The following is a 13223-nucleotide window of genomic DNA, read 5'->3' as shown; positions in this document are numbered from 1 at the left end:
TGCTGAAGTAATGGACTCCTTCCCCTTTTCTATCGAAACAACTGTTAACTCTTTTTGACGAATACTGTATTTAATGCGTTTGTCCATAAAAATGCCCCCCTAAAGTGTCCAACTTTTGGGGGGCATTGCATTTGAGAGGCGGCTTTTTCTATGCGAATACATTCGATGATTAGTTGTTCATCAGCAGGGGCATCACCAGCATGAGCAGGTCTTCCTCTTCGGCTTTTTCTACCGGGCGGAGGATGCCGGCCTTGGTAGGCGCGCTCAGGTCGATGGTGATTTCGTCTCCCTCGGCTGCGTGCAGCATTTCGATGAGGAATTTGGCGTTGAAAGCGATCTGCATATCCTCGCCGCTGTACTGGCAGCTCATGCGCTCGTTACCTTCGAAGGAGAAGTCTACGTCCTGCGCGGAAAGCTGCAGCTCGGAACCGCTGATGCTCAGCGCCACCTGGTTGGTGCTCTTGTTGGCGAACACGCTCACCCGCTTCAGGGCGTTCTGGAAATCGCTTTTCACAAGGGTGAGGCGATAGGGATTGTCTTTCGGGATCACCACCTTATAATCGGGGAAGCGCGCATCGATCAGCCGGCAGATCATTTGTGCGTTCTCGTGGGAAACGAAGAAGTGGTTGCTGCTGTACGCGATGCGGATCTCGCTTTCGTTATCGGGAATAGCGGATTTCAGCAGGTTCAGCGGCTTCTTGGGGACGATGAAAGTATCGTCCTGCGGGCATTTCACGTCCGTCCTAACATACTTTACCAGCCGGTGCGCGTCGGTAGCTACGAAGGTGATATTGTCCGGGTGGAGCTCGAAGAACACGCCGGTCATTTGCGGGCGAAGATCGTCGTTGCTAACCGCGAACAGCGTTTTGTTGATGGCGGTGAGCAGTGCGGAGGAGATCATGGTGAAATTGGTGGCGTCTTCCGCGGCGGGCTCTTTCGGGAAGTTCTCCGGGTTTTCGCCCATCACCTTGTATTTACCGTTGTCGGAAGTGATTTCGACAGCGAAGGAGTTGAGATCGATGTTGAAGGTCAGCGGCTGATCGGGCAGGTTCTTCAGGGAATCCATGAGGATCTTGGCCGGGATACAGATACGGCCGCTTTCCTTGGCCTCTACCTCCAGCTTCACCTTCATCACGGTTTCCAGGTCGGTGGCCACAACGGTCAGCTCATTCTTTTCGATCTGGAAAAGAAAATCTTCGAGAATGGGCAGCACGGTGTTGGAGTTGATCACGCCGCTGATCTGTTGCAATTGTTTCAGTAAGGTGGAGGAAGAAACGATAAACTTCATAAGGTTACTTAATAATTGTTGCAAATGTAAGGCAAACAAAGATAGAAAGTTTCGCCAATGATCCACCCTCGGCTTTTCCACATCGCATGGCAAGAAACAAAAATGCGAAAGATGAATGCGTCTTGTCAAAAATGCAGTTAAATCGTCATTTCTTGAACAAATATTCGAGAAAAGGCCTGTATATTGAAAATATTGAAAACAATGTGCCGGTTCTTTTAAATTATTGTCAAATCGGTTAATTTTGCGGGCGCAAAAAACATCATTTCATTTAAATCAAAATCAAGGGATATGAAACTGTCTCATTTAGCCGAAACGCTGATAGGTTCCGAAATAATCAAACTTGCAGGAGAGATCAAGGAAAAGCAGGCTAAGGGTGAAAAGATCTATAATTTCACCATTGGCGATTTCGATCCCAAGGTTTTCCCCATCCCCCTGGAGTTCGAAAACGAAATCTGCCAGGCATACCGGGATAAATACACCAACTATCCTCCGGCCGACGGTATCCTGGAGCTCCGCAAAGCGGTTGGCCAGTTTATCGGTGAGCGCGAAGGCCTCGATTACGACCCCATGAGCGAGATCGTGATCTCCTGCGGCGGCCGTCCTATCATTTACGCTACTTACCGCACCATCGTTGACCGCGGCGAGAAAGTGATCTACGCCACCCCGTCCTGGAACAACAACCACTACACCCACTTCCTGGAAGGCGAGCACGTGGTGCTCGAAACCAAAGTGGAAAACGACTTCATGCCTACCGCGGCCGAGCTGAAGCCCCTCCTCAAAGGCGCTACCCTCCTCGCCCTCTGCTCTCCCCAGAACCCGACCGGCACCACCTTCGCCAAAAAGCAACTGGAAGAGATCTGCGACATGGTACTGGAAGAAAATAAAAGCCGCTCCGCCGGTGAGAAACCCCTCTACGTATTGTTCGACCAGATGTACTGGGTACTCACCTTCGGCGATACGCAGCACTATAACCCCGTTTCCCTCCGTCCGGAAATGAAGGACTACACCATCTTCATCGACGGTATGTCCAAAGCTTTCGCCGGAACCGGCGTGCGCGTGGGTTGGGCACTCGGTCCCAAGCACGTGATGAGCAAAATGAAATCCATCCTTTCCCACGTTGGCGCCTGGAGCCCCATGGCAGAACAGAAAGCCGCGGCCAGGTACCTCGTGCAGAAAGAAAACGTCGATAAATACCTCGCTCACTTCAAAGGCGAAGTGGAAGAACGCCTCGTGAAAATCTACGAAGGCTTCGATGCGCTGAAGAAAGCCGGCCACGCTGTAGACGCCATCGCTCCCCAGGCAGCGATTTACCTGACCATCAAGCTCGACCTGAAAGGCAAAACCACTGCCGGCGGGAAAGTGCTGGAAGACCAGGGCGCCGTTACCTCTTACATCCTCGATGAGGCGAAACTGGCGGTGGTTCCGTTCTACGCATTCGGGTCCGACCGTACTTCTCCCTGGTATCGCCTGAGCGTGGGTACCTGCGTGAAGGAAGAGATCCCCGCCATGCTGAGCGCCCTCAAAGCTGCGCTTGAGAAATTGAAATAAGGTATACCATATATAATAATGGTAACGATATTCCCGGCCCCGGTGCGCTCCGCACCGGGGCCGTTTCTTTTTAACCCGGCTTGGCTTTAGTGTTCCACACAAATCAATGAAAACCAATTGCTTTTGACTTTCCCTGATATGGCAGCCCCGTTCGTTAGGCAGGTTTTTCAGCGACTTAAACCACTATTATTGACGGTTTTACACAAATATTTTTAATGCGTAATAGCGATTGACGGGCGGGTTGGTGGACCGGTTTTCTCCGGGAAAGCTCCGCTCCGGCGGAACGCCGGCCCGCAATTTTCTGCGCATTCAGCGGAAATCCGATTGAATATCAGCCCGTTTTATCGGGTAATTTATTTTACCGGATAGGCGGCCCCATATCGTTATGCATCGCCTTAATTCGGCTAAAACCCTATTAATGATACTTTTACACAAAAGATTTTAATGCGTAAATTAAAAAGCTTCTTTTGTGTAAATTCACCAAAAATGTATTAAGTTGTTGATTATCAATCCATATTGATTCTCCACCTCATTTCCGTCCCATTCATCCTCAACCACTTACAGCCCCTCAAACCCGGGAAACTCCCTAAACTCCCATCTGTCACCCAATCGTTAAAAATGCGTTAAATGGTCAACTGTGCTTACTAAATTCAACAGAAGTTTCTAATTTTGACTTTGAAACTAAAAAAGTCAGAAAGTTAATGTTGACTGAAAACAGGGATGAAACAAGGGAACGCATCATCGATGCGGCACTGAATCGGTTCACGTATTATGGCGCCTCCAAAACGACCATGAACGAAATCGCGGAAGACCTCCATTGCTCCAAAGCATCCCTGTATTACTATTTCCCCGACAAACAGGCACTGCACGTGGCCGTGCTCGAAAAAGCCGGGGAAACCTATTTCCATGATCTCCAGGAAAAAGCCGACCAGGCCGTTACCGCCCGCCAGGCATTCATGGAGCTCATCGCCACCAGGCACGAATTCGCCCGCAGGTTTTGCCGGCTCGAATTGTTTAAAGTGTTAAAAGACAAACACCTGGTGCGGATCGCCAACAAAGCCTTCGAAGCCGCGCGCGACCGGGAAATAGGCATCATCACAAACATCATCGAAAAAGGCGTCGACCGTGGAGAAATGGTAAGCGCAGACCCGGCAAAGGTCGCCGCCTTGTATATGCATGCTATGATCGGCTTGCGCCTGTCACTGGTAAGTAAGGATTTAAGTGAAGAGATCAGCGACGAGGAATTTGAAAGGGTGCGGGAGTGGCAGGTGCAATTAGCCGACATATTCATCAATTCATTAAAAAAGTAAGATGCGAGACAGGATTCTGGAAACAACACTGCGCCTGTGCAAAACTTTCGGGGTGAAAAGCATCACGATGCAAGACATCGCCCGGGAATGCGGTATCTCCAAGAAAACCGTGTACGAACACTTCTCCGACAAAAACGAACTGATCGACGAAGTGACCGGCTACATGACAGACACTTACCGCGACCGGCTCGCCGAATGTCAGGACGCCGGAAAGAACGCGATCGACGAGCTCGTCTTGTCCATCAACCACACCGAGCACATGGCGCGGAGCACCAATCCCGTCCTGCTTTTCGAACTGGAGAAATACCACCCCTCCGCCTGGAGAAGGGTACAGCATTTCAAACAGGAAGAAATGGCGGCCACCGTGCTCGGCAACCTGGAAAGAGGCATCCGCGAAGGTCTCTACCGGCCCAACCTGCGGACAGACATCATGGTGCACCTGCGGCTCCTCCAGATGGATTCCCTCTTCAACCCGCTGCACTTCCCCGCCACGCAGTTCGAACTGCACGACGTGATGTACCAGCTCACCGTTCATTATATCAACGGCATCGCCACCCCGGAAGGACAGGCGCTGCTGGAAACATACCTTCCTTCCGCCATCACCGCATAACACTATCGTCACAATACACAGCATGAAAAAATGGATCATACCGTTCCTGTTCCTGTCTTCCGCCTGGACCACGAACGTTTACGCACAAACGAAGCAGCTGTCGCTGCAGGAGGCCCTCCGTTTTGCGCTGGATCATAACCAGCAGCTGGCCGTCAGCCGTCTGGAAGAACGGATCGGCAAACAGAAAACCCTGGAAGTCCGCGCCCAGGCGCTCCCCCAGATCACCGGTAACGCCAACATCACCGACAACATCAAGAAACAGGTGATGGTACTTCCCGGAGAATTTAACCGCGACGAGCCCGGTAAACCGGTTGCCCTCCCCGTAGGTACCACCTGGAACGCCTCGGCCTCCGCGGAACTGAACCAGCAACTGTTCAACCAGAGCGTATTCACCGGCCTCCAGGCCGCTCGTTCCGGCGAGGAATATTACACCCTCCAAACGCAACAAACGAAAGAAGCGGTCATCTATAACGTTTCCGCACTGTATTACAGCCTCCTCGTAAAACAGGAAAAACTCAACGTAGTGCAAAGCAATATCGACAAGATGACCAAACTCGTCGAAACCACGCAAAGCCAGCTCGATAACGGCCTGGCCAAAAGGATCGATCTCGACCGCATCAAGGTGAGCCTGGTCAATTACCAAACCCAGAAAAGCCAGCTGATCAACCAGCTGAAAGTGGACGAGAACAAGCTGAAACAAGCCATGGGCATGCCGGTGGCCGAAGACCTCGAGTTCCCTCCCCTCGCCCTCAGCGACATCGAACAGAAAGCCGCGGTGACGACGGATTTCGGGGAATTCAACCTTTCCAACCGTACCGAATATAAACTGCTGAAGAAAAACGAAGAGCTGCAGCAATTCCAGAAGAAAGCGTACATCGCCGAATATTTCCCCAGCCTTTCCTTCAACGGCCGTTATTCCTATAACAGCCTGAGCGACAAGTTCGACATGTTCAAAGGTAACAACGGGACCGCCAACAATTTCGGCATGGCTTCCATCGGGCTGACCTTGAAGATCCCCATCTTCGACGGCTTCGCCCGCCGCAGCCGCGTGAACCAGGCCAATTATACCCTGGAGCAGATCGCCAAAAAGCTGGATGCCAACAAAATGGAACTGACCACCGCGTTCGAGAACGCAAGGCTCAGCCTTCTGAACAGCCTCAGCACCATCAAGTCGCAAAAGGAAAACGTAGCCCTCGCCGACGAGGTGTACGCATCCACCCGGAATAACTACAACCTGGGCCTCGCCAACCTGACGGACCTCCTCAACTCGGAGACCTCCCTGGCCGAAGCCCAGAACAGCTATAACGAAGCCCTGCTCCAGTACAAACTCGCAGAGCTCGACCTCATCAAATCACACGGTAACCTGCCCTCACTCTTAAACTAATGCAAGCCATGAAGAAAGTTTTAATCTACGGCACTTTAACTATAGCAGCCCTCGCGGCCATCGTCTGGAAACTCAACGCCAACAAGGCAGCCAACGCTGCCAAGACGGAATTTGTGAAACAGAGCAACACCGGTGATATTCCCGTGCTCACCGAAAAAGCCGCCCGCGTGGATTTCGACCAGCAGTTCGCCGCCAACGGCAACTTCGAGCCGTTCAGGGAATTGACCTATCTCGCTGAAGCTGCTGGCCGCATCAATCAACTGCTCGTAGACGAAGGCAGCTTCGTTAAACAGGGCCAGATCATGGCGCGTGTAGACGATGAGATCGTAGGTACCGACCTGGCTTCCGCAAAAGCCAACCTCGCACAGCTGAGAGTGGATAAAGACAGGTATGAATCCGCTTTCAAGACCGGCGGCGTAACCCAGAAACAAATGGACGACGCCCGCCTCCAGTACGACCTCGCCGTTAGCCGCTACGAAGCCGCCAGCCGCAAAGTCAACGATACGTACGTGAAAGCCCCCATCTCCGGGTTCATCAACGCCAAGTACGTGGAAAAAGGAACCTACCTCTCCGCCGGCACCAAAATGTTCGACATCGTAGACGTAAGCCGCCTCAAACTCCGCGTGACCGTTCCGGAAATGCAGGTAGTCCACCTCAACCTGGGCGATCAAGTGAACGTGACCACCAACGTATACCCCGAAATCCAGTATGCCGGAAAAATCACCTTCATCGCCGCCAAAGGCGACCAAACGCTCAGCTACCCGGTAGAAATGGAAGTGACCAATATCAACGGCAAACAACTCAAAGCCGGCATGTACGGGACCGCCAACTTCGAAATGCCCAGGCAGGAACCCACCATGCTCATCTCCCGCAACGCATTCGTGGGCGGTGTGAACAGCAACCAGATCTATGTGCTGGAAGGCGGCGTGGCCAAATTGCGCAAAGTGACCGCCGGCCGCATCTTCGGCGATAAAGTCGAAATCCGTGAAGGCCTGCAGGACGGCGAAACCGTGATCACCAGCGGCCAGATCAACCTGACCGACGGCGCCAAAGTTTCCGTGCAGGCGCACTAAGACGATTTGCTTGACTTAACAAACCGACACAATGAAGATTACAGAGATTTCGATAAAAAGGCCAACGGTCGTGGTGGTGCTCTTCACCATCCTGACGCTGCTCGGGCTCCTCAGTTACAAAGCGCTCAACTATGAACTGCTGCCCAAGTTCTCGTCGCCCATCGTGACCATCGCCACCGTATACCCCGGGGCTTCGCCCTCGGAAGTGGAATCCACCGTCACCAAGAAAATTGAAGACGCCGTGGCATCCATGGAAAACATCAAGAAGCTGACCTCCAAATCCTCCGAAAGCCTCTCCCTGGTTACGGTGGAACTGAATAACGACGCCGACGAAGACATCGGCCTGCAAGACGCGCAAAGGAAGGTGAACGCCATCCTCGCCGATCTGCCGGGCGATGCCAAACCGCCGTCCCTCAACAAATTCTCCCTGGACGACCTTCCGATCATGACCCTTTCCGCCACGGCGAAAATGGATGACCGGAAATTCTTCGACCTGATCGACAAGCGTATCCAGCCCATGCTGTCGCGCTTGCCCGGTGTAGCCCAGATCTCCCTGATCGGCGGCCAGGAAAGGGAAATCCAGATCAACATCGACCCGAAAAAACTCGAAGCGTACAAGCTCTCCATCATGCAGGTACGCCAGATCGTGACCAACGCCAACCTCGACTTCCCGACCGGTAAGGTAAAAACCACCGATCAGCAGATCCTCGTGCGCCTGGCAGGTAAATATAAAGATGTGGACCAGCTCCGCGCCCTCGTGCTCACCACCACCGCCTCCGGCACCCAGGTACGCCTGGGAGACGTGGCCGATGTGCAGGATGCGCAGAAAGACGCGGAACGCCTCGCCCGTGTAGACCGCGACGCGTCTATCGCCCTCATGGTACAGAAACAGTCAGACGCCAACGCCGTAACCGTTTCCGAAGAAATCCACAAAGCCATTTCGAAAATCGAAAGCGAATACGCCGCCGCCGGGCTGAAGATCAAGATCGCGAACGACAACTCCGTGTTCACCCTCGAGTCTGCCGACTCCGTGATCCATGACCTCATCATCGCCGTGCTCCTCGTGGCCGCCGTAATGATGCTCTTCCTCCACAGCCTGCGCAACGCCATCTTCGTAATGATCTCCATCCCCGCGTCGCTCATCGCTACGTTCATTGGGATGAAAATGTTCGGCTTCTCGCTGAACCTCATGTCTTTGCTGGGCCTTTCACTCGTGGTCGGTATCCTCGTGGATGACGCCATCGTGGTACTGGAAAACATCTACCGGCACATGGAGATGGGCAAAAACAAGGTGCGCGCGGCGTTCGACGGTGTGAAGGAAATCGGGTTCACCGTAACTTCCATTACCCTCGTAATCGTAGTGGTGTTCCTCCCGATTTCACTGACGAACGAACTGGTAAGTAAAATCCTCCGCGAATTCTGCGTGGTAGTGATGATTTCGACCATGCTGTCGCTGCTCACATCGTTCACCATCGTGCCTTTGCTGGCTTCCCGGTTCGGTAAGCTCACGCATCTCACCGGCAAGAACTTCTTCGAGAAATTCATTCTGTGGTTTGAACGCCAGCTGGATAAATTTACCCGTTGGATGACCGGCATGCTGAAATGGTCGCTGGCGAACAAAACCATCACGCTCGTTGGTTCCGTAGTGCTGCTGCTGGCTTCTTTCCAACTGGTGAGCCGCGGGTACATCGGCGGTGAGTTCATCCCGAAAGGCGACCGCGGCCAGTTCATCGTCATGCTCGAAATGCCGAAAGACGCATCCCTCGAACAAACGAACCAGGCCACCCTCAAAGCGGAAGCCTTCCTGGAAAAGAAACCCGAAGTAGTGTCGCTCATCACCACGGTAGGGCAAACTTCCGAAGACGGTTTCGGTACTTCGCAATCTACCGCTTACAAATCCGAAGTAACGGTACAGCTGGTGGATATGCACAAACGTGAACCGGCAGACATCCTCGCTTCGCGCATCAAGAAAGAACTGAAAGAAGTGCTGCCCGGCGTGAAAGTGAAAACCACGTCCGTAAGCATCATGGGTACCGCGGAACGTGCACCGATCGATGTGATCGTGATGGGTACCGACCTCGACAGCGTTTTCAAATTCGCGAAAGCCGGTATGGCCGAACTGAAGAAGATCGAAGGCGCCACGGAAGTGAAACTTTCCGTGGAAGAAGGAAATCCCGAGATCAACGTGCAGGTGGACCGCGACAAGATGTCGGCGCTCGGCCTCACGCTCGAAAACGTGGGGGGAACGATGCAGACCGCCTTCAGCGGTACGGCAGACGATTCCAAGGTGAAGTTCCGCCAGGGCGAATTTGAATATGACATCAACATCCGTTTCGGCGACTTCAACCGCCGCAACATCCAGGACGTTTCCAATATCGATTTCAAGAACGACAAAGGCGAACTGGTGAAGCTTTCGCAATTCGCGACCATCACCGAAGGTTCCGGCCCGAGCCGCCTCGAGCGCCGCGACAAGAGCACTTCGGTTTCCATCCAGAGCCAGGTGATGGGCAGGCCTTCCGGTACCGTAACCCAGGAATTCGTCAAAAAGCTCGGCGAAATGCCGAGACCCATGGGCGTAAGCTACGTGCTGGGCGGCGACGCCGAAAACCAGGGAGACTCGTTCTCTACCCTCGGTGTGGCACTGCTTATCTCCATTATTATGGTGTACCTCATCATGGTGGCGCTGTACGACAACTACATCTATCCTTTCGTGGTGATGTTCTCCATCCCGCTGGCCATCATCGGTGCCTTGCTGGCGCTGGCGTTGACCAACAATACGCTGAACATCTTTACCATCCTGGGTATGATCATGCTGATCGGTCTGGTGGCGAAGAACGCGATCATCCTCGTCGACTTCACCAACCAGATGAAGGAAGAAGGCCAGAGCACGTACGACGCGCTCATCCACGCCAACCATGCCCGTCTCCGCCCGATCCTCATGACCACCATCGCGATGGTGATCGGTATGTTGCCGATCGCATTGGCAACGGGTGGTGTGGCTTCGACCAAGAATGGCCTGGCATGGGTAATCATCGGCGGCCTGATCACCTCGATGTTCCTCACGCTGATCGTGGTGCCCGTAATTTATTATGTGGTAGACAAGGCGATGGCGAAGTTCGGTATGGGACGTATTTCCAAAAAACGTTACATCCGCCAGCGGATGGTAGCGCCTACGGAACAGGAAATCGAAGCGCGCGACCTGCAATCCGCTTCGATGATGAACTGATAAAATACTTGCATAAGTGATAATAGTGTTACAAACAGTGTAACAGTTGTAGGTTTAACTAAAATGGCCGGGATATTCTTATCCCGGCCTTGGTTTTTTATGCAAATATGTGAAGGGTTTTAGCCCTTGACGATCTTGTTGTACGAACTGGTGATCCCTTTGATGAGCGAGGAGCTGAAGCCCTGGTGTTCCATTTCGTTGAGGCCTGCGATGGTGCAGCCTTTGGGAGTGGTTACCTTGTCGATCTCGGCTTCCGGGTGGCGGTTGCCTTTGATGAGCAGTTCGGCGGCGCCTTTCACCGTTTGTGCGGCGATGAGGTTGGCCGTGGCCGCGTCGAACCCGATTTCGATACCGCCCTGGATGGAGGCGCGGATGAAACGGAGGGCGTAGGCGATGCCGCAGGCGCCGAGCACGGTGGCGGCATCCATGAGCTTTTCGTCGATGGAAACGGTAACGCCCAGCTGGTCGAACATTTCCTTCACGAAAGCCGTCTGCTCTTCGGTGACGTTGCGGCCGCAGATGCAGGTGATGGATTCCCGGATGGCGATGGCGGTGTTGGGCATGGCCCGGAAGATGGGCAGGCCGGGCAGCGTGATTTTTTCGAGATCGTCGAGCAGTACGCCGGTCACCACGGAGATGAGGAGTTGTTTATCCGCATCGAAGCTGGCGCGGAGCTCGGTGAGGACTTCCTTAACGTTATAGGGTTTGAGGGCCACAACCACCACGTCTGCTTCGCGGATGGCTTTGGCGTTATCTGATTCCACATGAACGCCCTGCTCGCGCAATGCGGCCAGGGTAGCGATGTTGCGCTTGGTGACGGTGATTTCTCCGGCCTGGGAGAACCCGCTTGCGAGGAGGCCTTCCGCGATGGCGGAACCGAGGTTGCCGCCGCCGATGATGGCGATTTTCTTGCCTGACATAGTCTACTGATTTGGAAGAGTAAGGTACGGTAAAACCCCCGTTCCTGCAAACCCCGCCAAAAATGAGAAAGCCCCCGGCAAGCCGGAGACTTTCGTCAGACAACATCAAAAAATATGACCATTCCTGATGACTCAGGCGTTAATCCAATGTTACGTGGCTCCAGTTTTCGCCGCTTTTGATCCGGTACAGCTGCATTTCGCTGATGGAAAACTGTTCCGCGATCTGCTTCATCGTTTTCCGCCCCGGCTTGTGCAACAGGCGCTTGATGCTCTTCACCTTGGCGATGTTCAGCTTCAGGCCTTTGGTACGGTGGCGCTGCTGCTCCTTGTAGGCGAGCTTCGCCGGGCTGTTTTGCTGGTGCTGCTCCATTTCCTCCTTGGTGGCCCAGCGGAGGTTGGACACTTTATTGTTCTTTTTGTCGAAATCGAGATGGATGACGTATTTCTGCGAACGGCTGGTTTTGGGGATGAACAGGCGCGCCACTTCGCGGTGGAGGTAGAGCGACTGGTACGTGTCGGCCGGCTTGATGTTGAGCACCGTATAGCCTTCCACGGTAGAGCCGTTGAGCAGCCTGCCGTCTTCCTTGCTTTCCTGGTAACTCATCACCCTTCCCATATTGGAAACCGCGTAGCGTTTACGCAGGGCAGATTTGTTTTTGATCTGCAAGTCTTTCCAGACCTCATTTTTCAAATTTTTGATTGTGGCCATTGTGAAAGCAATTTATATGGTTCATTTCTGGGGTTCAGTCCGGAACTTCACAACTCAGTTCTCTCTCCGGATGATTCGCTGTTGCTTCTATGCCAGCCATTGGGGCCATCGTCCTCTCAAATATATGATCTTTGTACTGATATGCTACGGCATCCAGGACCTCCTCGATCTTTGGGGCCGTAGTGCAAGTTACTAATTGTGCACGGAATTCCTTGATGTGCGGCAGCCCTTTCAGGTAATTCGTGTAATGCCGTCTCATTTCGAGGATGCCGACCACTTCTCCTTTCCACTGGATAGACCGGCGGAGGTGTTCCTTGCAAACGTCTACCCGCTCGGAAACGGTAGGCGGCGGCAGGTGCTGGCCGGTACGGATGAAGTGCTTGATTTCATTGAAAATCCAGGGGTACCCGATGGCCGCACGGCCGATCATCACCCCGTCTACCCCGTATTTTTCCCGCGCCGCCACCGCCTGTTCGGGCGTGCAGATGTCTCCGTTGCCGAAGATGGGAATGTTAATGCGGGGATTGTTCTTGACTTTGCCGATGAGCGTCCAGTCTGCATGGCCCTTGTACATCTGCGTACGGGTGCGGCCGTGGATGGTCAGCGCCCTGATGCCCACGTCCTGCAGCCTTTCCGCCACTTCCTCGATGTTTTTGGTATCATCGTCCCACCCCAGCCGGGTTTTGACGGTAACGGGGAGCCGGGTGGCCTTTACGACGGCTTCGGTGAGGCGGACCATCTTGGGAATGTCTTTCAGGATACCGGCGCCGGCGCCTTTACAGGTGACTTTCTTCACGGGGCAGCCGAAATTGATGTCGAGCAGGTCGGGGTTGGCGGCTTCCACGATCTGGGCGGCCATGGCCATGGGCTCTTCGTCTCCCCCGAATATCTGGATGCCGACGGGGCGCTCGAAATCGAATATGTCCAGCTTCATCCGGCTTTTGATGGCGTCGCGGATGAGGCCTTCCGAGGAAATGAATTCGGAATACATCAGGTCTGCCCCCTCGCGCTTGCATACCGCACGGAACGGCGGATCGCTCACATCTTCCATGGGGGCCAGCAAAAGCGGAAACTCACCCAGTTCTATATCTCCAATTTTCACCATATAATTGCTGCCGGTTAGAATTTATTCTGACAAAACTGATAAATGCCCTG

10 protein-coding genes are annotated in these 13223 nt (G+C 53.5%); 6 read left to right on the top strand and 4 right to left on the bottom strand.

Annotation, left to right across the window (positions count from 1 at the left end; translation table 11 throughout):
• Window positions 1–169: 169 nt before the first annotated feature.
• A complete protein-coding gene (dnaN, locus tag EJ361_RS12935) occupies window positions 170–1288 on the bottom strand; it encodes a DNA polymerase III subunit beta (RefSeq protein ID WP_126246035.1) in 1119 nt (372 codons plus the stop codon).
• A 288-nt stretch (window positions 1289–1576) separates the two neighbouring features.
• Between dnaN and EJ361_RS12930 the strand changes: the two genes are divergently transcribed.
• The 6 genes from EJ361_RS12930 to EJ361_RS12905 all read left to right on the top strand — a co-directional run bounded on the left by EJ361_RS12930 (window position 1577) and on the right by EJ361_RS12905 (window position 10439).
• Complete coding sequence (locus EJ361_RS12930) at window positions 1577–2836, top strand: pyridoxal phosphate-dependent aminotransferase (protein ID WP_126246034.1); 1260 nt, start codon at window positions 1577–1579, stop codon at window positions 2834–2836.
• 701 nt (window positions 2837–3537) lie between these two features.
• Window positions 3538–4146, top strand: a complete 609-nt coding sequence (locus EJ361_RS12925) for a TetR/AcrR family transcriptional regulator (RefSeq protein WP_126246033.1) — start codon at window positions 3538–3540, stop codon at window positions 4144–4146.
• A 1-nt stretch (window position 4147) separates the two neighbouring features.
• Window positions 4148–4756 (top strand): TetR/AcrR family transcriptional regulator, encoded by a 609-nt coding sequence (locus EJ361_RS12920; protein WP_126246032.1) that lies wholly within the window; start codon window positions 4148–4150, stop codon window positions 4754–4756.
• Window positions 4757–4778: 22 nt separating this feature from the next.
• On the top strand, window positions 4779–6140 hold the full coding sequence (locus tag EJ361_RS12915; protein WP_126246031.1) for a TolC family protein: 1362 nt from the start codon (window positions 4779–4781) through the stop codon (window positions 6138–6140).
• Window positions 6141–6148: 8 nt separating this feature from the next.
• Complete coding sequence (locus EJ361_RS12910; RefSeq protein WP_126246030.1) at window positions 6149–7213, top strand: efflux RND transporter periplasmic adaptor subunit; 1065 nt, start codon at window positions 6149–6151, stop codon at window positions 7211–7213.
• Window positions 7214–7244: 31 nt separating this feature from the next.
• A complete protein-coding gene (locus EJ361_RS12905; RefSeq protein ID WP_126246029.1) occupies window positions 7245–10439 on the top strand; it encodes an efflux RND transporter permease subunit in 3195 nt (1064 codons plus the stop codon).
• A gap of 119 nt (window positions 10440–10558) precedes the next feature.
• On the opposite strand, the gene proC is transcribed toward EJ361_RS12905, so the two are convergent.
• The 3 genes from proC to dusB all read right to left on the bottom strand — a co-directional run bounded on the left by proC (window position 10559) and on the right by dusB (window position 13173).
• A complete protein-coding gene (proC, locus tag EJ361_RS12900; protein WP_126246028.1) occupies window positions 10559–11359 on the bottom strand; it encodes a pyrroline-5-carboxylate reductase in 801 nt (266 codons plus the stop codon).
• Between the two features lie 139 nt (window positions 11360–11498).
• Window positions 11499–12068 carry an HNH endonuclease gene (locus tag EJ361_RS12895; protein WP_126246027.1) on the bottom strand — a complete coding sequence of 190 codons (570 nt, stop codon included), beginning with the start codon at window positions 12066–12068 and terminating at the stop codon, window positions 11499–11501.
• A 34-nt stretch (window positions 12069–12102) separates the two neighbouring features.
• Window positions 12103–13173, bottom strand: a complete 1071-nt coding sequence (dusB, locus tag EJ361_RS12890; RefSeq protein WP_126246026.1) for a tRNA dihydrouridine synthase DusB — start codon at window positions 13171–13173, stop codon at window positions 12103–12105.
• Window positions 13174–13223 lie beyond the last annotated feature (50 nt).

The organism is Chitinophaga rhizosphaerae (assembly GCF_003958645.1).
In the GTDB taxonomy this organism is placed as follows: domain Bacteria; phylum Bacteroidota; class Bacteroidia; order Chitinophagales; family Chitinophagaceae; genus Chitinophaga; species Chitinophaga rhizosphaerae.
This window is presented reverse-complemented; position numbering and strand designations above follow the sequence as displayed.